This window comes from Streptomyces sp. NBC_01450 (genome assembly GCF_036227505.1).
GTDB lineage: Bacteria > Actinomycetota > Actinomycetes > Streptomycetales > Streptomycetaceae > Streptomyces.
The window spans coordinates 1334032-1357418 of the sequence record NZ_CP109480.1; the positions used below are offsets into that span (position 1 = coordinate 1334032).

At 71.5% G+C, this 23387-nt stretch carries 19 protein-coding genes; 4 read left to right on the plus strand and 15 right to left on the minus strand.

Going from position 1 to position 23387, the window contains the following annotated elements:
* Positions 1-100 precede the first annotated feature (100 nt).
* The 8 genes from OG568_RS05965 to OG568_RS06000 all read right to left on the minus strand — a co-directional run bounded on the left by OG568_RS05965 (position 101) and on the right by OG568_RS06000 (position 10159).
* Positions 101-1651: an acyl-CoA synthetase gene (locus OG568_RS05965; RefSeq protein WP_329530604.1), complete on the minus strand. Its 1551-nt coding sequence runs from the start codon at positions 1649-1651 to the stop codon at positions 101-103.
* Positions 1648-2760 (minus strand): NAD(P)H-dependent flavin oxidoreductase, encoded by a 1113-nt coding sequence (locus OG568_RS05970; protein ID WP_329530605.1) that lies wholly within the window; start codon positions 2758-2760, stop codon positions 1648-1650. The genes OG568_RS05965 and OG568_RS05970 overlap by 4 nt, the downstream gene beginning before the upstream one ends.
* 129 nt (positions 2761-2889) lie before the next feature.
* A complete protein-coding gene (locus tag OG568_RS05975) occupies positions 2890-4449 on the minus strand; it encodes a phytoene desaturase family protein (protein WP_329530606.1) in 1560 nt (519 codons plus the stop codon).
* A gap of 198 nt (positions 4450-4647) precedes the next feature.
* Positions 4648-6924 carry a serine/threonine-protein kinase gene (locus OG568_RS05980; RefSeq protein WP_329530607.1) on the minus strand — a complete coding sequence of 759 codons (2277 nt, stop codon included), beginning with the start codon at positions 6922-6924 and terminating at the stop codon, positions 4648-4650.
* A gap of 62 nt (positions 6925-6986) precedes the next feature.
* Positions 6987-7784, minus strand: a complete 798-nt coding sequence (locus OG568_RS05985) for an oxygenase MpaB family protein (RefSeq protein ID WP_443077848.1) — start codon at positions 7782-7784, stop codon at positions 6987-6989.
* Between the two features lie 69 nt (positions 7785-7853).
* Positions 7854-9032, minus strand: coding sequence for an acyl-CoA dehydrogenase family protein (locus OG568_RS05990; RefSeq protein WP_266425381.1), 1179 nt, complete (start codon positions 9030-9032; stop codon positions 7854-7856).
* A 182-nt stretch (positions 9033-9214) separates the two neighbouring features.
* Positions 9215-9586 carry a four-helix bundle copper-binding protein gene (locus OG568_RS05995; RefSeq protein WP_329530609.1) on the minus strand — a complete coding sequence of 124 codons (372 nt, stop codon included), beginning with the start codon at positions 9584-9586 and terminating at the stop codon, positions 9215-9217.
* A 165-nt stretch (positions 9587-9751) separates the two neighbouring features.
* Positions 9752-10159: a nuclear transport factor 2 family protein gene (locus OG568_RS06000; protein ID WP_329530610.1), complete on the minus strand. Its 408-nt coding sequence runs from the start codon at positions 10157-10159 to the stop codon at positions 9752-9754.
* Positions 10160-10395: 236 nt separating this feature from the next.
* On the opposite strand from OG568_RS06000, the gene OG568_RS06005 reads away from it, so the two are divergent.
* Together OG568_RS06005 and OG568_RS06010 are read left to right on the plus strand one after the other, a co-directional pair.
* The gene (locus OG568_RS06005) at positions 10396-11091 is read left to right on the plus strand and encodes a type 1 glutamine amidotransferase domain-containing protein (RefSeq protein WP_329536271.1); all 696 of its coding nucleotides are present in this window, start codon (positions 10396-10398) and stop codon (positions 11089-11091) included.
* Positions 11092-11096: 5 nt separating this feature from the next.
* Positions 11097-11744, plus strand: coding sequence for a TetR/AcrR family transcriptional regulator (locus OG568_RS06010; protein WP_329530611.1), 648 nt, complete (start codon positions 11097-11099; stop codon positions 11742-11744).
* Positions 11745-12082: 338 nt separating this feature from the next.
* Here the strand turns inward: OG568_RS06010 and OG568_RS06015 are convergent, their stop codons facing one another.
* Complete coding sequence (locus OG568_RS06015) at positions 12083-13084, minus strand: LacI family DNA-binding transcriptional regulator (protein ID WP_329530612.1); 1002 nt, start codon at positions 13082-13084, stop codon at positions 12083-12085.
* Positions 13085-13211: 127 nt separating this feature from the next.
* On the opposite strand from OG568_RS06015, the gene OG568_RS06020 reads away from it, so the two are divergent.
* Together OG568_RS06020 and OG568_RS06025 are read left to right on the plus strand one after the other, a co-directional pair.
* On the plus strand, positions 13212-14366 hold the full coding sequence (locus OG568_RS06020) for a Gfo/Idh/MocA family protein (RefSeq protein ID WP_329530613.1): 1155 nt from the start codon (positions 13212-13214) through the stop codon (positions 14364-14366).
* Between the two features lie 165 nt (positions 14367-14531).
* Entirely contained in the window at positions 14532-15980 is a 1449-nt protein-coding gene (locus OG568_RS06025) for an alginate lyase family protein (protein WP_329536272.1), read from the plus strand.
* Between the two features lie 35 nt (positions 15981-16015).
* On the opposite strand, the gene OG568_RS06030 is transcribed toward OG568_RS06025, so the two are convergent.
* The 6 genes from OG568_RS06030 to iolC form a co-directional block, all read right to left on the minus strand.
* Positions 16016-16816 (minus strand): GntR family transcriptional regulator, encoded by an 801-nt coding sequence (locus OG568_RS06030; RefSeq protein ID WP_329530614.1) that lies wholly within the window; start codon positions 16814-16816, stop codon positions 16016-16018.
* Between the two features lie 82 nt (positions 16817-16898).
* The gene (locus OG568_RS06035) at positions 16899-18392 is read right to left on the minus strand and encodes a CoA-acylating methylmalonate-semialdehyde dehydrogenase (protein ID WP_329530615.1); all 1494 of its coding nucleotides are present in this window, start codon (positions 18390-18392) and stop codon (positions 16899-16901) included.
* 40 nt (positions 18393-18432) lie between these two features.
* The gene (iolD, locus tag OG568_RS06040) at positions 18433-20304 is read right to left on the minus strand and encodes a 3D-(3,5/4)-trihydroxycyclohexane-1,2-dione acylhydrolase (decyclizing) (RefSeq protein ID WP_329530616.1); all 1872 of its coding nucleotides are present in this window, start codon (positions 20302-20304) and stop codon (positions 18433-18435) included.
* Positions 20304-21188, minus strand: a complete 885-nt coding sequence (gene iolB / locus OG568_RS06045) for a 5-deoxy-glucuronate isomerase (RefSeq protein WP_266589045.1) — start codon at positions 21186-21188, stop codon at positions 20304-20306. Before iolB ends, iolD begins: the two co-directional genes overlap by 1 nt.
* 64 nt (positions 21189-21252) lie before the next feature.
* Positions 21253-22131 (minus strand): Cgl0159 family (beta/alpha)8-fold protein, encoded by an 879-nt coding sequence (locus tag OG568_RS06050; RefSeq protein WP_266589043.1) that lies wholly within the window; start codon positions 22129-22131, stop codon positions 21253-21255.
* 30 nt (positions 22132-22161) lie between these two features.
* Positions 22162-23133 (minus strand): 5-dehydro-2-deoxygluconokinase, encoded by a 972-nt coding sequence (gene iolC, locus OG568_RS06055; RefSeq protein WP_266589041.1) that lies wholly within the window; start codon positions 23131-23133, stop codon positions 22162-22164.
* Positions 23134-23387: the final 254 nt, after the last annotated feature.

The following is a 23387-nucleotide window of genomic DNA, read 5'->3' on the forward strand; positions in this document are numbered from 1 at the left end:
CTTCCCTCAATGATGTCGTGCCGGCCCACTCCCGGTCGTCGATCCCGAACTCGCCGCACTTCAGCGACCGGACACGGCTGTTCTCCACCCCGCCGCGATGTCACACCGCTCGCGTACGGCCCTCCCAGTAGGGGTCCCGCAGCCGCCGCTTGTACAGCTTCCCGTTCGGGTCGCGCGGCATCGACTCGATGAAGTCGACACTCTTGGGGCGCTTGTACCCGGCGAGCAGGTGCTCGCAGTGGCCGAGGATGTCGGCGGCGAGGGCCGGGCCCGGCTCGTGGCCGGGGGCGGGCTCGACGACGGCCTTGACCTCCTCGCCCCAGTCGTCGTGCGGGATGCCGAAGGCGGCCGCGTCGGCGACGGCGGGGTGGGCGAGCAGCGCCGCCTCGATCTCGGCCGGGTAGATGTTGACCCCGCCCGAGATGATCATGTCGATCTTGCGGTCGCGGAGGAAGAGATAGCCGTCCTCGTCGAGACAGCCCAGGTCGCCGACGGTGAAGAAGTCGCCGATGCGGTTCTTCTTCGTCTTGCTCTCGTCCTTGTGGTACGAGAATCCGCCGGTGCTCATCTTCATGTAGACGGTGCCGAGTTCACCGGGCGGCAGCCGGTTGCCGTCGTCGTCGAAGATCGCGAGTTCGCTGATGGGCCAGGCCTTGCCGACCGTGCCGGGCTTCTTCAGCCAGTCCTCGGCGGTCGCGAAGGCGCCGCCGCCCTCGCTGGCCGCGTAGTACTCCTCGACGCTGTGGCCCCACCACTCGATCATCGCCCGTTTCACATGGTCGGGGCACGGGGCGGCGCCGTGGATGGCGTGCCGCATGGAGGAGACGTCGTAGCGCGCCCTCACCTCGTCGGGGAGTGCCAGCAGCCGGTGGAACTGGGTCGGGACCATATGGGTGTGGGTGCAGGCGTGGGCGTCGATGACGCGGAGCATCTCCTGCGGCGTCCACTTGTCCATCAGCACCAGGCGGTGGCCGATGTGCAGGGAGGCGCCCGCGAACTGGAGCACGGCGGTGTGGTAGAGCGGCGAGCAGACCAGGTGCACGTTGTCGTCGTGCGGCCTGATGCCGAAGATGCCGAGGAAGCCGCCGAGGTACGTCTCCTCGGGGAGTTTGCCGGGCAGCGGGCGCCTGATGCCACGGGGGCGGCCCGTGGTGCCCGAGGTGTAGTTCATGACCCAGCCGAGGGTGCGCTCCCCGGGCGCCGACTCGGGCTGTCCGTCGAGGAGTTCGGCGTACGGCCGGAAGCCGGCCACTGTCCCCACCGCGTACCGCCGCGCCGCCGGAAGCTTCGCCTCGTCGGCGGCGTGGCGGGCGGCGTCCGCGAACCGTTCGTGTGCGATGAGCACCTTGGCGCCCGAGTCGGAGACGATCCAGGCGATCTCGGGGCCGACGAGGTGGTGGTTGACCGGCACGAGATAGAGGCCCGCCTGAGAGGCGGCGAGGTAGGCGGCGAAGAACTCGACGCCGTTGGGCAGCACGACGGCGAAGGCGTCGCCGCGTTCGAGTCCGGCGGCGCGCAGACCGTGGACGAGTTGATTGGCCGCGGCGTGCAGCCGGCCCGCGGTCCACTCGTCCCCGTCCGGGGTGACGAGGACCGTCCGTCCGGGGTCGGCGGTGGCCTGGGCCCAGAAGCCGTTGGGTGAGGTGCTCATGATTGTTCGCCCCTTCCCGCGATCCGGTTGACACGGTCGACGGCTCGCTCGAAGCCGCTCGTCAGGTCGTCGAAGACGGCCTGGACACTGCGCTCGCTGTTCATCCGGCCGACGATCTGCCCGACCGGGGTCCCGAGCAGCGGTTCCACCTCGTACTTCTGGATCCGGGAGACCGCCTCGGCCACCAGCAGCCCCTGGAGCGGCATGGGGAGCGTGCCGGGACCGTCCGGGTCGTCCCAGGCGTCGGTCCACTCGGTGCGCAGCTGGCGTGCGGGTTTGCCGGTCAGCGCGCGCGAGCGGACGGTGTCGCCTGACCCGGCGGCGAGCAGCTTGCGGGTGACCGCGGGCGAGTGCATGTCCGCTTCGGTGACGGTCAGCCACAGGGAGCCGAGCCACACGCCCTGGGCGCCCAGGCTGAGGGCGGCGGCCACCTGCTGTCCGCTGCCGATGCCGCCCGCCGCGAGTACGGGCAACGGGTCGACGGCGTCGACGACTTCGGGGGTGAGCACCATCGAGGCGATCTCGCCGGTGTGGCCGCCCGCCTCGTAGCCCTGCGCGACGACGACGTCGATGCCCGCCTCGGCGTGCTTGCGCGCGTGCCGGGCGCTGCCCGCGAGGGCGGCGACGAGCACCCCGCGCTCGTGGGCGCGCTCGACGACATCGGCGGGCGGTGAGCCCAGCGCGTTGGCGAGCAGTTTGATCGGATAGTCGAAGGCGACGTCGAGCTGGGTGCGGGCGACCTGTTCCATCCAGCCGGTGATGCGCCAGCCGGACGCCTCGCCGTCGGCGAGTTCGGGCACGCCGTACTTGGCGAGGGTGTCCTTGACGTACTGCCGGTGCCCCTCGGGGATCATCGCCTCGACGTCGGCCTCCGTCACCCCCTCGACCTTCTTCGCGGGCATCACGACGTCCAGGCCGTACGGTTTGCCGTCGACGTTCGCCTCGATCCAGTCGAGGTCGCGTTTGAGGTCGTCGGGGGCGGTGTAGCGGACCGCGCCGAGCACGCCGAAACCGCCCGCGCGACTGATGGCCGCGGCGACGGCGGGAAACGGCGTGAAGCCGAAAATGGCGTGCTCGACTCCCAGTCTCTTGCTCAGCTCCGTCTGCATGGCCGCAGAATGCCGCAGTCCTCCGGTCGAGGGAAGGCCTTTTCTGATGCTCCGTCAGATTTCTGGCCGGTCCTTCGCCGGAGTTCCGGGCCACACCCCGCGTCCGCGGCATGATCCGCCGGACAGGCCCTAGTCGACCGCGCCCTCCAGCACGGCCATGGCCGCGTTGTGCCCGGGCACTCCGCTCACGCCCCCGCCGCGCACCGCGCCCGCCCCGCACAGCAGGACGTTCGCGTGCCGGGTCTCGACGCCCCAGCGGCCCGTGCCCTCCTGGGCGTACGGGAAGGCGAGGTCGCGGTGGAAGATGTTGCCGCCGGGCAGCCGCAGGTCGCGCTCCAGGTCGAGCGGGGTCTTCGCCTCGATACAGGGACGGCCGTCCGCGTCCGTGGCCAGGCAGTCGGCGAGCGGTTCGGCGAGGTGCGCCTCCAGCTGCGCCAGCGTCGACTTCAGCAGCTCCGCCCGTACGGCGTCGTTGTCCCGCTCGAAGAGCCGGGCGGGCGTGTGCAGGCCGAAGAGGGTGAGGGTCTGGTAGCCCTGTTCGACCAGGTCCTGGCCGAGAATGCTCGAGTCGGTGAGGGAGTGGCAGTAGATCTCGGAGGGCGGCGCGGTGGGCAACTCTCCGGACGCGGCCTGCGCGTGGGCGGTCGCCAACTGCTCGTAGCCCTCGGCGATGTGGAAGGTGCCGGAGAACGCCTCGCGCGGGTCGACCGAGGTGTCGCGCAGCCTCGGCAGCCGCTTGAGCAGCATGTTGACCTTCAGCTGGGCCCCCTCGGCGGGGGTGGGCGGTTCGTCGCCGGTGAGGTGCGCGAGCTCCTGCGGCGAGGCGTTCACCAGGACGTGCCGGGCCGCCACCACGCCCTCGCCGTCCGCGGTCCGGTAGGTGACCTCGGCGGCCCGCCCGTCGGTCTCGATGCGCAGCACCTCGTGGCCGGTGGCGATCACGGCGCCCGCGCCGCGCGCCGCCGCGGCGATCGCGTCGGTGAGGGCGCCCATGCCGCCGACCGGCACGTCCCAGGCGCCGGTGCCGCCGCCGATCACGTGGTACAGGAAGCAGCGGTTCTGCCGCAGGGAGGGATCGTGGGCGTCCGCGAAGGTCCCGATGAGCGCGTCGGTGAGGACGACACCGCGTACGAGGTCGTCGGCGAAGTTCTCCTCCACGGCGACGCCGACCGGCTCCTCGAAGAGGACCCGCCAGGCCTCCTCGTCGTCGATGCGGGCGCGGAGTTCCTCGCGGGTGGGGAGCGGTTCGGTGAGCGTCGGGAAGACCTGCTGGGCGACGCGACCGGTCATCGCGTAGAAGCGCTGCCAGGCCTCGTACTCGCGGTCCGAGCCGGTCAGGCGGGCGAAGGCCTCGCGGGTGCGGCGCTCGCCACCGCCGACGAGGAGGCCGGTGGGACGTCCGTCGCGTTCGACGGGCGTGTACGAGGACACGGTGCGGCCGCGCACGCGGAAGTCGAGGCTCAGATCCCGCACGATCTTCCGGGGCAGCAGGCTGACCAGGTAGGAGTAGCGCGACAGCCGCGCGTCGACCCCGGCGAACGGCCGGGTGGACACGGCGGCGCCGCCGGTGCTCCCCAGGCGCTCGAGCACCAGGACGGACCGGCCGGCCCGGGCCAGGTAGGCGGCTGCGACGAGACCGTTGTGGCCCCCGCCGACGATCACGACGTCGTATCCCTCGTGTGCAGGCATGGTTCTTGGTAGCACGCGATGATCTAGAACGGCCAGAGGTACGCGGCACCCGGCGGGCAACCGGACGGGGTGCGAGCGGGGCGTCCGCTGCGGCGCGGGCCTCCGCCGCGGCGAGGGCGGGGCCGCCCGGGAGCCGTCCGCCGTATGGGCGGTGCCGTCCGTCGGACAGGGCGGGCACAACCCCTGTACGAGGGCCCCTCAGCCTCCCCGTGCCGCCCGCTGCTGGCGTAACGCCGCCACCCTCCGGTACAGCTCCACCGCCTCCTGGCCCCGGCCCAGCTGCTCCAGGCAGTGCGCCTCGTCGTTGCGGCTGGCCAGGGCGTCGAGGTGGTCGGGGCCGAGGACACGTTCGCGGGCGGCGGCGACGCCGCGGTACTCGGTGAGGGCGTCGGACCAGCGGCCCAGCCAGCCGAGGCCGACCGCGACCTCGCGGCGGCTGACGAGGGTGTCCAGGTGGTCGGGGCCGAGGACGCGCTCACGGATCGCCCACACGTCACGGGACTCGGTGAGCGCCTCCTCCCAGCGCCCCATCCGGCCGAGATTGACCCCGAGGCCATGCCGGGCGCGCAGGGTCTCGGGGTGGGCGGGGCCGTGCACCCGGTTGCGATCGTCGATCAGGTCCCGGTACAGCTCCAGAGCCTGCGCGCTGCGGCCGAGCCGGCCGAGACTGATGCCGACCTCGTAGCGCGCGGAGAGGGTGTCCGGGTGGTCGGGGCCGAGAGCCTGCGCCCGCGCCTCGGCCACTTCCCGGTAGGTCTCCAACGCCTCGGGCCAGTGACCCAACTGACCGAGCGCGTAGGCGACTTCGTAGCGCGTCACCAGCGTGTCGGGGTGGTTCGCACCGAGCACCCGGGTCCGCGCGGCAGCGACCTCGCTCGCCATCCGGTACGAGTCCTCCAGTCGGCCCAGCCTGCTCAGGTTGAAGGCGAGGTTGTGGCGGCAGCGCAGGGTGTCGGGATGGTCGGGGCCCATGACCCGCTCCCGGGCGGCGAGCACCGCGGTGTACGCCTGGTGCGCCTCGAAGTGGCGGCCCAACTGGCCTAGCACGTAAGCCATTTCCTGGCGAGCGGCCAGGGTGTCGGGATGGCCGGGGCCGAGCGCCCGCTCCCTGCCCTGCGCGACCCGCACATACTCGCGCAGGGCTTCGGCGGCGCGTCCGGTGCGGCTGAGGGTGAAGCCGACCTCGTAGCGGCTGGCGAGGGTGTCGGGGTGGTCGGGGCCGAGGACGTGCTCGCGCTCGGCGGCGACCGCGCGGTGCACCTCGCCCGCCTCGGTCCACCGGCCGAGCCGCCCAAGACTCAGCCCTGCGTTGTGCCGGCCCGCCAAAGTGGTGAGCGACTCCGGTGAGGGAGTCGGACGTTCGACGCGCTCTCGCGCCTGGGGGACGGACGCGGCCGGGCGTGCGATCCAGTCGCCGGTCAGGCCCGCCGCCGCGTCCGGCGGCGCGCCGCCCAGGCCGGCACCGGTCGCCTTGTGGCCGGTGGTCATACCCCGGGTCCAGGAGGGCAGCCGGGGTTCTCGGGAGGAAGGGGACGAGGGAGCCGGCGCCGACGGTTCCAGCATCCGCCGCTCATGGGCGGGTCGGCCCACCGTGGGGGACACGACCGTCGGCACGTACACCGGAGTCGTACGCCCCGTGCCGATCCGCCGGCCGAGCTCGCGCGCGTCCTGCGGGCGCCGCTCCGGCTCCTTGGCCAGCAGATCCAGGATGATCCGCTCGAAGTACTCGGGGAGCTCGGCGCGATGGTGACGCGGCGGCTCGGGAGGCGTGTCACGGTGCCCGATGAGGATCGCCCACGCGTCGTCGAGGTCGAACGGCGGCGCCCCGGTGGCGATTTCGTAGAGCACACATCCGAAGGAGTACAGGTCACTGCGCTGGTCGACCTGGGCGCCGCTGATCTGCTCCGGCGACATGTAGTGCGGGGTGCCCATCGCGATGCCGGTGCCGGTCAGCCGGGCCGTGAAGCCGATGTCGTGGCCGAGGCGCGCGATGCCGAAGTCGCAGATCTTCACCGTGCCGTCGGCGAGCCGCATGATGTTGGCGGGCTTCAGGTCGCGGTGCACGATGCCCTGTTGATGGGTGTAGGCGAGGGCCCCGGACACCTGGTCGGCGATGTCGACGACATCGGCGACGGGAAGCGGATGCTGCTTGTTGTCCTCCAGGAGCTGGCTGAGGTTGCGGCCCTCCAGCAGCTCCATGACCAGGTACAGCACGCCCTCCGACTCGCCGAAGTCGTGCACCACGGTCACCCCGCGGTGCTGCAGCGCGGCGGCCACCCGGGCCTCGCGCCGGAATCTCTCCCGCAGCACACCGGTGAACGACTGATCGTGGTGCGGGCCGAGCGGCTTGAGGCACTTCACGGCCACCTGCCGCCCCAGCGACTCGTCACGGGCGCGCCACACCTCACCCATGCCTCCCCGCCCGATCAGATCGAGCAGTCGGTACCGGCTCTGGATCAGCCTGGTCTCCGCCATCTCGTGCGATCGCCCCCGTCGCTGCTCGCCGCGCCCTCCCCTGGCTCGTCCAGTATGGCGAGTTATCTGCCGACTTTGTACGGCGCCGGGCGGGAGCCGGGACCGAGCCGCGCGATGGCCCGCAGAATGTGTTTGGGCGGGAGTTGCCAGCGAAGACGTGCGGGAACACAGCGCAGCAAGGTGCCCGTGACGCGCAGGCGCCGGGTCACCGCGGAGGGGGCCGGCGCGGTTCTGCCGTACAGCTTATGGGCGTACGGCGGCAGAGCGGCGTACGCCAGACGCGCCACGCGCCGCCACAGCAGGGCGCGCGCCGGAACGAGCAACGGGTGGATCGGCGGGCGCGCCAGGAAGTCGTCCACGTCCCGCGCCTCGGGTCCGGCGGCGAGTTGTGGCAGCACCTTCTCGAAGTAGGCGGCCAACTCCGCCTGATTCGCCGGTACGTCGGCGGGGTCGAGGCCCACCAGGCGTGCGCTGACCCGGTGTTCGTCGATGTACCGGTCGGCGTGCGCGTCGGTCAGCGGGAAGCCCGAGCGGCGCAGGACGTGCAGATAGGAGTCGATCTCGGCGCAGTGCACCCACAGCAGCAGCTCGGGCTCGTCGATCCGGTACCGCTCCCCCGTGTCCGGGTCGGTGGCCTGGAGCAGGGTGTGGATCTTCCGGACCCGGGCGCCGGCCTTCTCGGCGGCCTCCGTGGTGCCGTACGTCGTCGTGCCGACGAAGTTCGCGGTGCGCATCAGGCGGCCCCAGGCGTCGCGCCGGAAGTCGGAGTTCTGCATGACGCCGCGGACCGCGCGGGGGTGCAGGGCCTGGAGGTAGAGCGCGCGGACCCCGGCGACCCACATCATCGGGTCGCCGTGCATCTGCCAGGTCACCGACGAGGGACCGAACAGCCCCTGCTCACCCGTGCGAAGCGCGTCCACCCCGTCAGGCTAACGCCGGACCCGTGGCATCCCCAGTCCGATCCAGGAGATGATTTCGCGCTGGATCTCGTTGTTCCCGCCGCCGAAGGTGAAGATCACCGCCGAGCGGTAGCCGCGTTCCAGCTCGCCGTGCAGGACGGCGCCCGTGGAGCCCTCCTTGAGGACTCCGGGTGCCGCGACGATCTCCATGAGCCAGGCGTACGCGTCCCGGCGGGCCTCGGAGCCGTACACCTTGACCGCGGAGGCGTCCTGCGGGGTGAGGGTGCCCTCCTGGACGGCGTTCACCATCTGCCAGTTGAGGAGCTTCATCGCGTCGAGTCTGGTGTGGGTCTGGGCGAGCCGGCGGCGTACCCAGGGGAGGTCGGCGACGCGGCGGCCGTCGGCGAGCTTGGTGTCCATGGCCCAGCGCTGGACGTCGTGCAGGGCGCGGATCGCCATGGTGCCGTGTGCGGCGAGGGTGACGCGTTCGTGGTTGAGCTGGTTGGTGATCAGCCGCCAGCCCTTGTTCTCCTCGCCGACCCGGCGCGAGAGGGGGACGCGGATGTTCTCGTAGTAGCTGGCGGTGGTGTCGTGCGAGGCGAGGGTGTTGATGAGGGTGCAGGAGTAGCCGGGGTCGGAGGTCGGCACGAGGAGCATGGTGATGCCCTTGTGCGGTGGGGCGTCCGGGTCGGTGCGGACGGCGAGCCAGACCCAGTCGGCCGTGTCGCCGTTCGTGGTCCAGATCTTCTGCCCGTTGACGACGTAGGTGTCGCCGTCCCGCACGGCCTTGGTCTTGAGCGCGGCCAGGTCCGTGCCCGCGTCGGGCTCGCTGTAGCCGATCGCGAAGTCGATCTCGCCGGAGAGGATCCTCGGAAGGAAGTACTCCTTCTGCTCCGCGGTGCCGAACCGCATGATCGTCGGGCCGACGGTGTTCAGCGCCATCAAGGGCAGCGGTACGCCCGCCTGGGCGGCCTCGTCGAAGAAGATGAACTGCTCCATGGGGGTCAGCCCGCGCCCGCCGTACTCCTCGGGCCAGCCCACCCCGAGCCAGCCGTCCCTGCCGAGCCGCCGGATCGTCTCGCGGTAGAACCGCTTCTGGGCGGCCGGGTCGCCGTACCGGGCGTAGGCGTGATCGGGCACCAACTCGGCGAAGTAGCCACGCAGTTCGGTCCGCAGCCGCTGCTGCTCTGGCGTGTATTCGAGATGCACGGCGCCTCCTGGCTCCCCAAGGCCGGACCTGACGGCGCACACCGTAGAACGTGTTTCAGAAATTGTGAATGCCGATGACACCGGCGCCCCGGCCGAGACCTTCCCGGGGGACACTCACCCGGGGTTCCAGTACCTCGGCGCCGGTCCGTCAACGAGGCCGTACTCGCCTGCGGGGCGGTGTGTCAGGCGCGGCTCAGGGTGGCGAGGAAGTCCGTGCAGGCCTGGGCGCACTCCCGGCAGGCCTTCGCGCTGTCCTGCCCACCGGGGTGCTCGTCGAACACGTCCGCGCTCTCGCGGCAGACGGTACGGCACCACTCGACCTGGACCCGGATGCCGGCCGTGTCCCGGCGGGCCTCCTCCGCCAGCACACGACAGGTCGCGTCGCACACCTCCACACAGAGAAGGCCTTCGCGCCGTACGAGTTCCTGCTCCATCGGGCCGTCCGGATCCACCGCGCTCGCCCGCAGCGCGCAGGCGCGGGCGGCCTCGGCGCAGGCCTGCGCGCAGTCGAAGCGGTCCTCGAGGAATCGGATGCGTTCTTGTCGGGATGTCATGGTCGTCACCGCGGGCGGGTAGCCGCGGGAAGGCCCGCCAAACCCCGCGTCTCAGGGCCCTGCGGCCACTCCTCGGACGAGCGTCCACCCGGTTTGCGCGGACGGCTCCGGGCACCCGGGGACGCATGAGTGCCATGGATCCGCCTGACAGGCCCTAGGCCAGTCCTAGGCCCTGTCGTCCATCGCCTCGGCCGCCTCGCGTGAGATCCGCTCGAACTGGGCACCCATCGCCTCGGAGAGCGCGTGGGCCGCCGAGAGCGGGCGGACCATCACCATCAGGTCGTCGATCCTGCCGTCCTCGTCGAAGTGCAGGAAGTCGCAGCCGTTGAGCTCCTTGTCGCCCACCTTCGCCGTGAAGACGAGCGCGTGGTCACGGCCGTCGGCGCCGGCGATCTCGCGTACGTAGCGGAAGTCGGTGAAGACACGGGAGACGCCGCGCAGGATGGCCGCGGTGATGGCCTTCCCCGGGTACGGCTTGAAGGCGACGGGGCTGGTGAACACCACGTCGTCGGCCAGCATCTCCTCGACCGCGCTGAGGTCGCCCGCCTCTACGGCCTTCCGGAAGGGGTGCATCCGAGCCCCGCCTTTCACTCAACTAATTGATTAGGTTACGAACAGAGTAGTTGGGGTGGTGCTCGACGTCCAGACATTGACATTCCTATGGCTCCGACCGCAGCCCCTATTGGTCACCTATGCCAGAGCCGCATACCGTCGAGGACATCACCGCCCTGACGCTCTGGGTCCAGAACGTCAGGGCGTACGACAGGAACAACGGGCAACAACCCCCCGCACCCCCGGAGAAACGCACCATGTCGAAGATTCTCTTTGTGATCACCGGCGTCGACCACTGGACGCTCGCCGACGGCACCCGCCACCCGAGCGGCTTCTGGGCCGAGGAGGCCGTCGCCCCGTACGAGGCCTTCAAGGCCGCGGGCCACGAGGTCGTCGTCGCCACTCCCGGCGGCGTCGTACCGACCGTGGACAAGGGGAGCCTGGCCCCCGAGCTCAACGGTGGCCAGGAGGGCGCCGACCGGATCGCGCGCGTCCTCGCGTCGATGACCGAGCTCCAGCGGCCGATCAAGCTGGACGAGGTCGAACTGGACGACTACGCGGCCGTCTTCTACCCCGGCGGCCACGGACCGATGGAGGATCTGGCGGTCGACGCGGACTCCGGGCGGCTGCTCACCCTCGCGCTGGAGTCGGGCAAGCCGCTCGGTGTGGTGTGCCACGGCCCGGCCGCGCTGCTCGCCGCGACGAAGGAGGACGGCGGCAACGCCTTCGCGGGTTACCGGGTCTCCGGCTTCACCAACGCCGAGGAGACGCAGGCCGGTCTCGCCGGCCAGGCCAAGTGGCTGCTCCAGGACCGGCTCGTCGAGGCGGGCGTCGACTTCCAGGAGGGCGAGCCCTGGGCCCCCAAGGTGGTCGTCGACCGCAACCTGGTCACCGGCCAGAACCCGGCGTCCTCCGCCCCGCTCGCCGTCGAGCTGCTGAAGAAGCTGGCCTGACCCTCATGGCCACCGACCGGCTCGATGAGGTCCTCGACGCCGCCTACGACTGCCTGACCAGGTACGGCGTACGGCGCACGACGATGGACGACATCGCCTCCGCCATGGGCGTGTCCCGGTCGGCGGTCTACCAGTACGTCCGCGGCAAGGACGACGCCTTCCGTCTGCTCGCCGGGCGTCTGCACGAGCGGGCGCTCGGCCGGGCCCGGGAGGCGGCAGCCGAGTGCGGCGCCCCGCACGCCGAGCGCGTCCGGGGCGTTCTGGCCGCCAAGCTCGACCTGGTGCTCCAGCTGGCCGGCGACTCCCCCCACACGGCCGAACTCCTCGACGAGAAGGCCCGGTTGTTCGGGGACATCTGCCACACGTTCGTCGGGGAGTTGCGGCGCCTGCTGATCAGCCTCTTCGCCGAGGTGGCCACCCCGACCGGTGTCGATCCCGCCGAAGCCGCCGACATCTGTCTGGCCCTGGTCGTCGGCCTGGAGTCGTCCCCCGACGGCCGACAGCTGCTGGCCCCGGCCACCGACGCCCTCCTGACCGGCCTGCTCGGCGGCCGGGTCCGGACGGGCAGCGGCTCCCCGGTGGGACCGTGTGGGACGGCGCGGCCCGAGTCCGGCGGGCGCGCCCGGCGCGCGGACGTCGCGGGAGCTCCATGACGACGGTGGCCGTGTCCGGGTCGGAAGCGGAGATGACCTCCTCGCGGAGCAGGAAGTCGGACGGGCCCCAGGGCCTGTCCGGCGGATCATGCCGCAGACGCGGGGCTTGGCACGCCCTCCCCCAGAGGGGGTACCCCCAGCGGCGTTGTCGTCGGTTGCCGACTCCCCCACTCTCGACTTCTCCCCCAGTGCCTTAAGGGCCTGGGAGGTACCCCCAGAGCGGGGGGACCCCCATCGCGTCGACTCCCTCCTCCGCCTTGCAGCTGCACGCAAAGCCCCGCTCACCTCTACTTATGACGCACCGCCGCTTCCTTCCGACTTGATCCGCCGGACAGGCCCTAACCCCGCACGGGTGCTGTCGTGCCGCGGACCTCGAGCGCCGGGGTGGTGAGGACGAGCTCGCCCGGGCGGGCGGGGTCGGCGATCCGGTCGAGCAGACGCTGCGCGGCACGGCGCCCGACGTCGTGCCCGGCGCTGTCCACGGTGGTGAGCCACAGGTGCCGCAGCCGTGCGAGGTAGGTGTTGTCGTAGCCGACGAGGGAGAGGTCGCGCGGCACCTGGAGGCCGAGTTCCTCGGCGGCCGACAGGGCGCCGACACAGGCGATGTCGTTGAACGCGAAGACGGCGGTGGGCCGTTCGGGGGCGCTGAGCAGCCGGACCGTGGCACGGTAGCCGCCCTCCTCGGTCAGGTCGCCCTGCTCCACGACCGCCTCCGCGGCCAGTCCGTGTTCGCGCATGACCGCCTCGAAGCTGCGGCGTCGCAGTTCGCCGACCATCCCCTGCCCCGCGATGTGCGCGATACGGCGGTGGCCGAGGCCGATGAGATGCTCGGTGGCCAGGCGGGCGCCGCGCTCGTCGTCGTTGGCGACGACGTCGACACCGGGCAGCTCGGGCTCCCGGGCGCCCGCGACCACGGTGGGGATCTGCCCGGCCGCCGCCCGCAGCGCTTCGGCGGCCGGCAGGGTGCCGACGGCGATCAGACCGTCGACCCGCAGGTCCACGAAGGTGCGGGTGAGGTCCTCGCCGAGACGCCGGTTGAGATGGCCGTCGGCGAGCAGCATGTGCAGACCGGAGTCGTGCAGCCGGGAGTTCAGACCGTCCAGCAGCTCCACGAACCAGGGGTTGCGCATGTCGTTGAGGAGCACCCCTACCGTACGGGTGCGCCGCTCGCTGAGGCTGCGCGCCGCCGCGTTGGGCCGGTAGCCGAGCTCCTCGACGGCGGCCAGCACGGCCTGCCGCTTCTCGTCACGGACCTGGTCGGAGCCGCGCAGCACGAGGGAGACCAGAGACTTCGACACTCCGGCCCGTTCGGCGACGTCACGAATCGTCGGTGCTCTCATGGTCTGCGTGGCTCCATTTCTGGACCGTTCCATACGGCGGGTGAGCTTGTCAAAGGGGTTGACACACACTGCAGCAGCCTTCACTGTGAGCCGGGAACTTGTTGGACCGGTCCAAAGAGGGGCAGTCATGGTGCGTTCGCTCGGCGTTGCCGTCGTGGGGTTCGGCTGGATGGGACGGGTGCACACCCAGGCGTACGCCCGCGTGTCCCACCATTTCCCGGAGCTGTCCCTGCGCCCCGAACTGGTCGCCGTCGCGGACGAGGTGCCCGGCAGGGCGGAGGAGGCCGCGGCCCGGTACGGTTTCACGGCCGCCCACCGCGACTGGCGCGAGGTGGCCGCCGATCCCCGGGTCCAGGCGGTGAGCATCGCCGCGCCGAACTTCCTGCACCGCGAGATCGGCCTCGCCATGGCCGAGGCGGGCAAGCACATCTGGATCGAGAAGCCGGTGGGCCTGACCGCCGAGGACGCCCGCGCCGTGTCGGACGCGGTCACCAAGGCCGGGGTCCAGGGCACGGTCGGCTTCAACTACCGCAATGCGCCCGCCGTCGCCGCCGCCCGCGAACTGATCGCCTCCGGCGAGATCGGCACCGTCACGCATGTCCGCATCCGGCTGTTCAGCGACTACGCGGCCCATCCGGAGGGCGCCCTGACCTGGCGCTACGAGCGGGAGCGCGGCGGCAGCGGAGTCCTCGGCGACCTGGCCTCGCACGGCGTCGACCTGGCGCGCTTCCTGCTCGGCGAGATCGAGGCGCTGACCGCCGACACCGCGATCTTCCTGCCCCAGCGGGCCCGCCCGAGCGGCGCCACCGCCGGTCACACCCGCGCGGCGGGCGGCGATCTGGGCCCGGTGGAGAACGAGGACTATGTCAACTGCCTGCTGCGCTTCGCCTCCGGCGCGCGGGGCGTTCTGGAGGCCTGCCGGGTCTCGGTGGGCGAGCAGAACAACTACGGCTTCGAGGTGCACGGCACCAAGGGCGCGGTCTTCTGGGACTTCCGGCGCATGGGCGAACTGGGCGTCAGCAGGGGTACGTCGTACCAGGACCAGCCCGTCAGCACGGTGTACGTCGGCCCCGGACACGGCGAGTACGCGGCCTTCCAGCCGGGCTCCGCGAACAGCATGGGCTACGACGACCTCAAGGTCATCGAGGCGCACAACTTCCTGCGCTCGATCGCCGAGAACACCTCGCATGGCGCGACGCTGGTCGACGCGGTGCACAGCGCGGCCGCGCTGGACGCGATGTCCCGTTCCGCCGAGCGGGGCTCGTGGGTGTCCCTGGCATGACGTGACGGTCGCGGTGGTCGGATCCGTCATCGCGCGTCCATGAAGGACGGCTGCCGCGACTTTCTGTTATCGGCCGCGTTCCACGGCGTCTCCTGTGCGTAGGCATCGCCAGGCACCGAGCGCTAAGGAACCAAGTCAGTGACAGTACAGATCAGTCGCCGGAACATGCTGAAGATCGCCGGTGCGGCCGCGGGCGCCGCCGCTGCCGGCACCGCCGTCGCGGCGGCCCCGGCAGCGGCGGCGGGCGGTGTCTTCGCGCACCCCGGAATGCTGCACACCCGGGCCGATCTGCGCCGTATGGCGGCCGAGGTGAAGGCCGGCGCGGAGCCCTACGCGGCCGGCTTCGCCAGGCTGACGGCCAACCGGCATGCCCAGAGCACCTGGACGGCCAACCCCCAGGCGACCGTCTACCGCGGCTCGGGCACGCCCGAGAACTACGCCACGCTCTACCACGACATCCACGCGGCCTACCAGAACGCCCTGCGCTGGCACATCACCGGCATCACCGCGCACGCCGACACCGCCCGCGACATCCTCAACGCCTGGTCGGCCAAGCTGACCAGGCTCGACGGCAGCGCCGACCGGTTCCTCGCCTCGGGCCTCTACGGCTACCAGTTCGCCAATGCCGCCGAGCTCGTCCGCGGCCACGACGGCTTCGAACTGGCCCGATTCCAGAAGATGATGCTCGACGTCTTCCACCCGCTGAGCGAGGACTTCCTCGCGCACCACAACGGCTCCTACATCACCAACTACTGGGCCAACTGGGACCTGACGAACATCGCCTCGGTCCTCGCCATCGGCATCCTGTGCGACGACCGCGCGAAGGTCGACCGCGCCGTCGAGTACTTCAAGCACGGCGCGGGGATGGGCTCCGTCAAGAACGCCATCCCGGTCGTGTACGCCGACGGCCTCGCCGAATGGGTCGAGGCCGGCCGCGACCAGGGTCATGCCCTGCTGGGCGTCGGCCTGATGGGCACCATCTGCGAGATGGCCTGGAACCAGGGCATCGACCTGTACGGCTATGACGACAGCCGATTCCTCAAGGGCGCCCAGTACGTCGCCAAGTGGAGCCTGGGCGGGGACGTGCCCTACACCTCGTACACCCGTAAGAAGGGCGCACCCGGCATCTGGTCGGGCTCGGAGACCGCGTCCGCGGCGGCGGCCGTCGATCCGGCCATGGCCCGGCCGATCTGGGCCATGATCACCAACCACTACACCGGGCGCCGGGGGCTGGACGCGCCCTACCTCACGAAGATCGCGGCCCGGTTCGCGCCCGAGGGCGGCGGCGGGGACTACGGCCCCAACAGCGGCGGTTTCGACCAACTCGGCTTCGGCACACTGGCGTTCACCCGGCCGCGGGCCACCGCCGTCCAGGCGTCGGCGGCGCCGACCGCCGTCGCGTCCGGTGTGTCGCCCTCAGGCAACGGATCCGCCGGTCCGTCCGTCACGCCCTCCTCCGCGGCGAGCCCCCTGGGTGGGAGCGGCGGCGACCTGGCCGCCACCGGTTCCTCCGGCCTGTCGGCCTGGACCGCCGCCACCGGCGTCGCCGCCCTCGCGGGTGGCTTCCTCCTGCTGCGCCGCCGCGACCGGGCCCGCCGCGACGCCGGGGAGTGACGGGCGGGTGAGCGCCCGCGCGTCGGTCGCGGCGTTCATGTGCGAAGCAGCAGCTGGAACTCGAAGGCGTATCGCGAGGATCGGTAGATGTGGGTGCCGTACTCGACCGCGCGGCCGGTGTCGGCGTAGGCCGTGCGCTGCATGGTGAGCAGGGCGGCGCCCGCCGGTTCGTCCAGCCGCTCGGCCTCCTCCGGCGAGGCGGCGCGGGCGCCCACGGTCTGGCGGGCGCTGTGCAGGCTGATCCCGGCGGCACGCATCATGCGGTACAGGCCGGTCGACTCCAGGCGGGCGGTGTCGACGTCCAGCAGCCCTTCGGGGATGTAGTTGCACAGGGCCGCCACGGGCCGACCGTGGGTGAGGCGCAGCCGCTCCACACGGTGTACCGCGCCGCCCTCGGCGATGCCCAGGGCGGCCGCGACGTCGGCGGACGCCGGTTCGAGGGCGTTGTGCAGCACCTGGGTCGTGGGGCGCTGTCCGGCGTTCTCCAGGTCGTCGTAGAGGCTGCTGAGCTCCAGTGGGCGTTTGACCTGGCTGTGCACCACCTGGGTACCCACGCCCCGGCGGCGGACCAGGAACCCCTTGTCGACCAGGGTCTGGATGCCCTGACGGACGGTGGGGCGGGACAGGCCGAGGCGTCCCGCGAGCTCGACCTCGTTGCCCAGCAGGCTGCCCGGGCTCAGCGCACCACGCTGGATGGCGCTCTCCAGCTGTTGCGCGAGCTGGTAGTAGAGCGGGACGGGGCTGTTGCGGTCCAGCGTGAAGTCGAGGCCCACGGGCGCAGCGGCGGTCGCCGCTCGTGGGAATCGGGCGGTCCGGCGGACGGGAACCCTTGCCATCGCATCGTCCTGACGGTCGGTCCTGAGGACGGCCGGTGCGGGGACGGAGGAGATCTGTCGCCGCACCGGCCGCCACTGCGAGTCAGGAGTGGCTGGGGAAGCCGAGGTTGATGCCCGCGTCGGACGGGTCGGGCCAACGGGTGGTGATCACCTTGCCCTGGGTGTAGAAGGCGATGCCGTCGTTGCCGTAGATGTGCAGGTCGCCGAAGAGGGAGTCCTTCCAGCCACCGAAGGAGTGGTAGCCGACGGGCACCGGGATCGGCACGTTGATGCCGACCATGCCCGCCTGGACCTCCAGCTGGAAGCGGCGGGCCGCGCCGCCGTCCCGGGTGAAGATCGCGGTGCCGTTGCCCCAGCGGGAGCTGTTGATCAGCTTGATGGCCTCCTCGTAGGTGTCGGCGCGCACGACGCACAGCACCGGGCCGAAGATCTCGTCCTTGTACGCGTCCGCCGTCACCGGGACCTTGTCGAGCAGCGAGACACCGATGAAGAAGCCGTCCTCGTGGCCTTCGACGGAGTAGCCGGTGCCGTCGACGACGACCTCGGCGCCCTGGGCCGCCGCACCGGCGACGTACGACGCCACCTTGTCGCGGTGCTCGCGCGTGATCAGCGGGCCCATCTCGGAGGCCGGGTCGTTGCCGGGGCCGATGCGCAGGGCCTTCGCCCGCTCGGCGATCTTGCCGACCAGTTCGTCGCCGGTGTCGCCGACCGCGACCACGACCGAGACCGCCATGCAGCGCTCGCCGGCCGAGCCGTAGGCGGCGTTGATCGCCTGGTCGGCGGCGAAGTCCAGGTCGGCGTCGGGCAGGACGAGCATGTGGTTCTTGGCACCGCCGAGGGCCTGTACGCGCTTGTCGTGCTCGACACCCTTGAGCTGGATGTACTTGGCGATGGGCGTGGAGCCGACGAAGGAGACCGCGACGACGTCCGGGTGCTCCAGGAGGCGGTCGACGGCGACCTTGTCGCCCTGCACGATGTTCAGCACGCCGTCCGGCAGTCCGGCCTCGGAGGCCAGCTCGGCCAGCCGGAAGGAGGCCGAGGGGTCCTTCTCGCTCGGCTTGAGCACGAAGGTGTTGCCGCAGGCGATGGCCAGCGGGAACATCCACATCGGCACCATGGCCGGGAAGTTGAACGGCGTGATGCCGGCGACGACGCCCAGCGGCTGCCGGATCGAGGCCACGTCGACCCGGGTCGAGACCTGCGTGGACAGCTCGCCCTTGAGCTTGTCGGCGATGCCGCAGGCCAGTTCGACGATCTCCATGCCGCGGGCGACCTCGCCGAGCGCGTCCGAGTGCACCTTGCCGTGCTCGGCTGTGATCAGTTCGGCGATCTCGTCGCGGTGCGCGTCGAGCAGTTCGCGGTACTTGAAGAGGATCGCCGTGCGCTTGGCGAGCGAGACGCTGCCCCAGCTCTCGTACGCCGACTTGGCGTTGGCGACGGCGGCGTCCACCTCGTCGACCGAGGCGAAGCCGACCTGCTTCTCCTGGGCGCCGGTGGCCGGGTTGTAGACGGAACCGAAGCGTCCGGACACGGACTCGACGGGCTTGCCGCCGATCCAGTGCGTGATGGTCTTCATGGTGCGGGGGCCTTTCGCTGGCGGGGGGAAGAAGTCGGGGTCAGAGGTGGCGACGGCGGGCGGCGGCGTGGCCGTCGTACCGCTCACGGGCGGCCGACGCGGCGTCGCGGGAGGCGACTTCCGCGACGGGCACGTCCCACCAGGCCTCGGCGGGCGGTGCGGTGGGCGTCGGGTCGGTCTCGACGTAGACGCAGGTCGGCCGGTCCGAGGCGCGCGCGGCGGCCAGGCCGTCGCGCAGTTCCCGTACGGTCTTGGCGCGGATGACGTCCATGCCGAGGCTGGCGGCGTTGGCGGCGAGGTCCACCGGGAGCGGGGCTCCGGAGAACGTGCCGTCGGCGGCGCGGTAGCGGTAGGCGGTGCCGAAGCGCTCGGCTCCGACCTCCTCGGACAGGCCGCCGATGGAGGCGTAACCGTGGTTCTGGATCAGGACCAGGTTGACGGGCAGGCCCTCCTGGACGGCGGTGACGATCTCGGTGGGCATCATCAGATAGGTGCCGTCGCCGACCAGCGACCAGACGGGCGTGCCGGGGGCGGCCTGCTGGACTCCGATACCGGCGGGGATCTCGTAGCCCATGCAGGAGTAGCCGTACTCCAGGTGGTACTGGCGCGGGCCGCGCGCCCGCCACAGCTTGTGCAGATCACCGGGGAGCGAGCCGGCCGCGTTGATGACCACGTCGTCGTCGCCGACGACGGCGTCCAGGGCGCCGAGGACCTGCGTCTGGGTGGGCACCGCGGAGTCCTCCGCCCGGTAGGCGGCCTCGACGACCTCCTCCCAACGCGCCTTGCCCGCGCGGTACTCGGCCTCGTACCCCGCGTCGACCCGGTGGCCCGACAGTCCCTCCGCCAGTGCCTCGAGCCCGGTCCGCGCGTCCGCGACCAGCGGCCGGGCGGCGAGCTTGTGGGCGTCGAAGGCGGTGATGTTGAGGTTGACGAAGCGCACGCCCGGCCGCTGGAACAGCGTGTTCGAGGCGGTGGTGAAGTCCGTGTAGCGGGTACCGACCCCGATGATCAGGTCGGCGGTGCGGGCGATCTCGTCGCTGACCGCGGTGCCGGTGTGGCCGATGCCGCCGAGGTCGGCGGGGTGGTCGTGGCGCAGCGAGCCCTTGCCCGCCTGGGTTGAGGCGACCGGGATGCCGGTGGCGTCGACGAGGGCCTTGAGCGCCGCCTCGGCCTCGCTGTGGTGCACTCCCCCGCCGGCGACGATCAGGGGGCGCTCGGCGGCGCGGATCGCCCGTACGGCTTCGGCGAGTTCGAACGGATCGGCGGCGGGACGGCGTACGTGCCAGACGCGCTCGGCGAAGAACTCCTCCGGCCAGTCGTAGGCCTCCGCCTGCACGTCCTGCGGCAGGGCGAGGGTGACGGCGCCGGTGTCGGCCGGGTCGGCCAGCACCCTCATCGCGTTCAGCGCGGCCGGGATCAGCATCTCCGGGCGGGTGATCCGGTCGAAGTAGCGGGAGACCGGGCGCAGTGTGTCGTTGACGGAGACATCCGCCTCGACGGGGTGTTCCAGCTGCTGGAGCAGGGGGTCGGCGGAGCGCGTCGCGAAGTAGTCGCCGGGCAGCAGCAGTACGGGCAGGCGGTTGATCGTCGCGAGGGCGGCGCCGGTGACGAGGTTGGTGGCGCCGGGGCCGATGGACGTGGTCACGGCCTGGGCGGAGAGGCGGTTGAGCTGCCGGGCGTAGCCGACCGCCGCGTGCACCATGGACTGTTCGTTGCGGCCCTGGTGGAAGGGCATGGTGTCCTCGCCGGCCTCCAGGAGGGCCTGGCCGATGCCCGCCACATTGCCGTGGCCGAAGATGCCCCAGGTGCCGGCGATCAGCCGGTGGCGTACGCCGTCGCGCTCGCTGTACTGCGCGGACAGGAAGCGCACCAGCGCCTGGGCTGTCGTCAGGCGACGGGTGGTGGTGCTCATCAGGACCTCTCGGGGGCGGTGTAGAGGGGCAGGCGGGGGTCGACCGGCCGCTCCGGCCAGGTGTCGCGGATCCAGGCGTGGTCGGGGTGGTCGCAGATCAGCCAGGCGCGGTCGGTGCCGGGGCCCGCCATGACGTTGAGGTAGTACATGTCGTGGCCGGGCACGGCCATGGACGGCCCGTGCCAGCCGTCGGGGATGAGGACGACGTCGCCGTCGCGCACCTCGGCCAGCACATCGGTGTTGGCGCCGTGGCCCGAGGGCGAGACGCGCTGGTAGCCGAGGCCGGGCGTGCCCTCGTGCGGGGCGAACTCGAAGTAGTAGATCTCCTCGAGTTCGGACTCCTCGCCGGGCCGGTGTTCGTCGTGCTTGTGCGGCGGGAAGGAGGACCAGTTGCCGCCGGGGGTGATCACCTCGACGGCGATCAGCTTGTCGCACTCGAAGACGCCTGCCGCGCCGAAGTTGTTGACCTGGCGGGAGCAGGTGCCGGTGCCGCGCAGTTCGACCGGCACGGAGGAGGCGGGCCCGTAGCGGGCGGGCAGTCGGCGGGTGCAGCGGGCGCCGGTGAGCGCGAACCGGCCGCCGTCGCGCGAGGCGATCGAGACCTGGGCGTCGCGGGGCACGTACGCGAAGTCGCTCACCCCGCTGAAGACGCTCTCGCGCCCGGTGAGCCGGAACGTGTCACCGCCGACGGCGACGGTGCAACCGCCCGCGAGCGGGACCACGATCCACTCGCTGTCGCCGGTGTCGAAGGCGTGCCAGCCACCGGCGGGCAGTTCGAGCACCCGCAGGCTGGAGTGGCCCCAACCGGCCGACTCGGGGGTGACGTCCACGGCGTAGGCGTCGGCGGCGGCCTTGCCCGCGGGCAGATGGTGCGTGGTGGTCATCGGAAGTGGCTCCTCTACGGGAATCAGAGCGGGCCTTCGAGAGGCGGCGAGTCGGCGGGGCGAGTCAGAGCAGGCCGACCGCGGTGTCCACCGCGGTCTCCACGCTGCCCTCGGCGGGGTAGAGCAGCGAGCGGCCGACGACCATGCCCTGGACGGTGGGCAGCCGCAGGGCTTTGCGCCATTTCTCGTACGCGCCCTCCTGGTCGCCACCGACCTCGCCGCCGAGCAGTACGGCGGGCAGGGTGGAGGCCTCCAGCACCTCGGCCATGTCGTCGGGGTCGTCGGTGACCGGGAGCTTGAGCCAGGTGTAGGCCGAGGTGCCGCCGAGGCCGGAGGCGATGGCGATGGACCGGGTGACGGCCTCGGCGCTCAGGTCGTTGCGGACCTTGCCGTCCACCCGGCGGGATATGAACGGCTCGACGAACAACGGCAGTCGGCGGGCGGCCATGTCGTCGATGGCGCGCGCGGTGGTCTCCAGGGTCTCGAGGGAGCCCGGGTCGTCGTAGTCGATGCGCACCAGCAGCTTTCCGGCGTCGAAGCGGAGCCGCTCGATGTCCTCGGCGCGATGGCCGGTGAAGCGGTCGTCCATCTCGAAGGAGGCGCCGGACAGCCCGCCGCGGTTCATGGAGCCCATCACGACCTTGTTCTCCAGAACGCCCAGGAGCAGCAGGTCCTCCAGGATGTCGGCGGTGGCGAGCACCCCGTCCACCCCGGGCCGGGACAGCGCGACGCAGAGGCGTTCGAGGAGGTCGGCGCGGTTGGCCATGGCCAGGCGGTGCTCGCCGACGCCGAGGGCGCCACGCGCCGGGTGGTCCGCGGCCACGACCATCAGACGGCCGCTGTCGCCGATCAGCGGGCGGCGGACCCGGCGGGCGGCCGCTTCGGCGATGGCCTCCGGGTGCCGGGCGCGCACCGTGGCGAGGTCGGGGATGCTGATGCTCAAGACAGGCTCCTGTTCAGGGGGTGGCGTCGGTCAGCCGCGCGCGAGGAGGTCCTCGACCTCGGACTCGGTGGGCATCGCGGAGGAGCAGGCGAGACGGGAGGCGACGAGCGCGCCGGCCGCGTTGGCGTACCGGATGGTCTTCTCCAGCTCCCAGCCGGACAGCAGCCCGTGGCAGAGCGAGCCGCCGAACGCGTCTCCGGCGCCGAGGCCGTTGACGACCTCCACCGGGACCGGCGGGACCTCGGCGACGGTGCCGTCGCGGTGGACGGCCAGGACTCCCTTGGGGCCCTGTTTGACGACGGCGAGTTCCACGCCGGCCGCGAGCAGGGCTTCGGCGCAGGCTCGGGGTTCGCGTACGCCGGTGGCGATCTCGCACTCGTCGAGGTTGCCGACGGCGACGGTGGCGTGCCGCAGCGCCTCGGCGTAGTACGGGCGTGCCTCGTCCGGGTCCGTCCAGAACATGGGCCGCCAGTCGAGGTCGAAGACGGTGGTGCCGGACTTGGCGCGCGTCTTCAGCGCGGCGAGCGTGGCCGAGCGGCTGGGCTCCTCGCTCAGGCCGGTGCCGGTGATCCAGAAGATGCGGGACGCGCGGATCGCGAAGAAGTCCAGCTCGTCGGTCCGGATCTCCAGGTCGGGCGCCTTGGGCCGCCGGTAGAAGTAGAGCGGGAAGTCGTCCGGCGGGAAGATCTCGCAGAACGTGATCGGCGTGGGGTAGGCGTCGACGGGGGTGACCCAGCGGTCGTCGACGCCGAACTCCTTGAGCGCCTGGTGGAGATAGGCGCCGAAGGGGTCCTGTCCGGTGCGGGTGATCACCGCGGTGGACCGGCCCAGGCGTGCGGCGGCCACCGCGACGTTGGCCGCCGAACCGCCGAGGAACTTTCCGAAGGACTCGACCTGCGCGAGCGGCACACCCGTCTGCAGGGGATACAGATCGACGCCGATGCGTCCCATGGTGATGACGTCGAGGGACGCGGCGTCGAAGGGTTCAGCGGACTCAGGCATGCGTGTCGCTCCTGATGCGTGGGATGCGGGCGACGGGGCGCCCGGTGCCTCTTAGGTGTAGGACCCACGACCACCCCCTGTCAAGACTTTGTACTGACATTCGGACCTGCTCAGGAAATGATGTCTTAACAAAGTCTTGACAGGGGGGTGCGCCAGGGACTTGTATCCCGTCCCAACGAAGCAGCCGCGTCACCGCACATGACCCGGACGACACGTCCGGGTCCCGTACGGGCCCAGCGCCCCGGCGCCGTCCC

Excerpts from the sequence above, each read along its gene's own strand:
- OG568_RS06005 (WP_329536271.1), top strand. The coding sequence starts at position 10,396 with ATGTCGAAGATTCTCTTTGTGATCACCGGCGTCGACCACTGGACGCTC.
- OG568_RS05970 (WP_329530605.1), bottom strand. The coding sequence starts at position 2,760 with ATGCAGACGGAGCTGAGCAAGAGACTGGGAGTCGAGCACGCCATTTTC.
- OG568_RS05985 (WP_443077848.1), bottom strand. The coding sequence starts at position 7,784 with ATGCACGGCGACCCGATGATGTGGGTCGCCGGGGTCCGCGCGCTCTAC.
- OG568_RS06025 (WP_329536272.1), top strand. The coding sequence starts at position 14,532 with ATGCTGAAGATCGCCGGTGCGGCCGCGGGCGCCGCCGCTGCCGGCACC.
- OG568_RS05995 (WP_329530609.1), bottom strand. The coding sequence starts at position 9,586 with ATGACATCCCGACAAGAACGCATCCGATTCCTCGAGGACCGCTTCGAC.
- OG568_RS06030 (WP_329530614.1), bottom strand. The coding sequence starts at position 16,816 with ATGGCAAGGGTTCCCGTCCGCCGGACCGCCCGATTCCCACGAGCGGCG.
- OG568_RS05965 (WP_329530604.1), bottom strand. The coding sequence starts at position 1,651 with ATGAGCACCTCACCCAACGGCTTCTGGGCCCAGGCCACCGCCGACCCC.
- iolB (WP_266589045.1), bottom strand. The coding sequence starts at position 21,188 with ATGACCACCACGCACCATCTGCCCGCGGGCAAGGCCGCCGCCGACGCC.
- OG568_RS06020 (WP_329530613.1), top strand. The coding sequence starts at position 13,212 with ATGGTGCGTTCGCTCGGCGTTGCCGTCGTGGGGTTCGGCTGGATGGGA.
- OG568_RS06010 (WP_329530611.1), top strand. The coding sequence starts at position 11,097 with ATGGCCACCGACCGGCTCGATGAGGTCCTCGACGCCGCCTACGACTGC.
- iolC (WP_266589041.1), bottom strand. The coding sequence starts at position 23,133 with ATGCCTGAGTCCGCTGAACCCTTCGACGCCGCGTCCCTCGACGTCATC.
- OG568_RS05975 (WP_329530606.1), bottom strand. The coding sequence starts at position 4,449 with ATGCCTGCACACGAGGGATACGACGTCGTGATCGTCGGCGGGGGCCAC.
- OG568_RS05980 (WP_329530607.1), bottom strand. The coding sequence starts at position 6,924 with ATGGCGGAGACCAGGCTGATCCAGAGCCGGTACCGACTGCTCGATCTG.
- OG568_RS06035 (WP_329530615.1), bottom strand. The coding sequence starts at position 18,392 with ATGAAGACCATCACGCACTGGATCGGCGGCAAGCCCGTCGAGTCCGTG.
- OG568_RS06000 (WP_329530610.1), bottom strand. The coding sequence starts at position 10,159 with ATGCACCCCTTCCGGAAGGCCGTAGAGGCGGGCGACCTCAGCGCGGTC.
- iolD (WP_329530616.1), bottom strand. The coding sequence starts at position 20,304 with ATGAGCACCACCACCCGTCGCCTGACGACAGCCCAGGCGCTGGTGCGC.
- OG568_RS06015 (WP_329530612.1), bottom strand. The coding sequence starts at position 13,084 with ATGAGAGCACCGACGATTCGTGACGTCGCCGAACGGGCCGGAGTGTCG.